The organism is Bradyrhizobium semiaridum, assembly GCF_020329505.1.
GTDB lineage: Bacteria > Pseudomonadota > Alphaproteobacteria > Rhizobiales > Xanthobacteraceae > Bradyrhizobium > Bradyrhizobium semiaridum.
Genome location: NZ_JAGKJJ010000074.1, coordinates 1 through 673, shown reverse-complemented (window position 1 = coordinate 673; position 673 = coordinate 1). Strand labels below are relative to the sequence as shown.

Here is a 673-nt window from a genome sequence, read left to right as displayed (position 1 = left end):
CGAGCCCGACGCGGAATTGCGCGACCTGCTGCACGAGATCGAGGAGATCCAGCAGGTGGCGCGCCGCGCGATCAGCCCCGGTGCGCGTGGCGGCGACATCATCGCCGCCGGCGAAGAGGCGGTACGCCGGGCGCCGCATGGCAATGTGCTGGACTACACGGCGCACGGCATCGGCCTTGTCAGTCACGAGGCGCCGCGGCTCACCGGCCACGGGCCGGTACCTTATGCACCCTACGACGCCGACCGGCCCCTGCAGCCCGGGATGGTGATCTCGATCGAGACCGCGATGCTCCATCCGCGCGCGATGTCGCCGGGCGCTTCCCAGCCATCGTCAGTGACGATCAGCGTATCTTCGAGCTTGATGTAGCCGCGCGCCGGATGGAACGTCGCGGGCAAAGCCTGAGTTTTCGAATTGGAGGCGTGACGCTCAAACGGATGTTGCCGACCAGGGCTTAGAGGCTGCGCCGGAGCGGCCTGAAGAAATGGGCTCGATCGTTTGAGCTTGCGCTTCAGCGCCACCCCAGCGCCGGCGCGACATGCGTCAGTATCGCCTCGATCACGTGCGCGTTGTAGGCGACGCCCAATTGGTTCGGCACGGTCAGCAGCAAGGTGTCGGCCTCGGCGATTGCCTCGTCCTTCTTCAGCTGCGCGATCAGCGCATCCGGCTCTGCGG

Annotated in this window: 2 pseudogenes; one reads left to right on the top strand and one right to left on the bottom strand. The window is 66.9% G+C overall.

What is annotated here, in order from left to right:
- Positions 1-55 precede the first annotated feature (55 nt).
- A pseudogene (locus J6500_RS32265) lies at positions 56-232 on the top strand (M24 family metallopeptidase); the annotation flags it as partial.
- A gap of 277 nt (positions 233-509) precedes the next feature.
- On the opposite strand, the pseudogene J6500_RS31470 reads toward J6500_RS32265, so the two are convergent.
- A pseudogene (locus tag J6500_RS31470) lies at positions 510-673 on the bottom strand (LLM class flavin-dependent oxidoreductase); the annotation flags it as partial.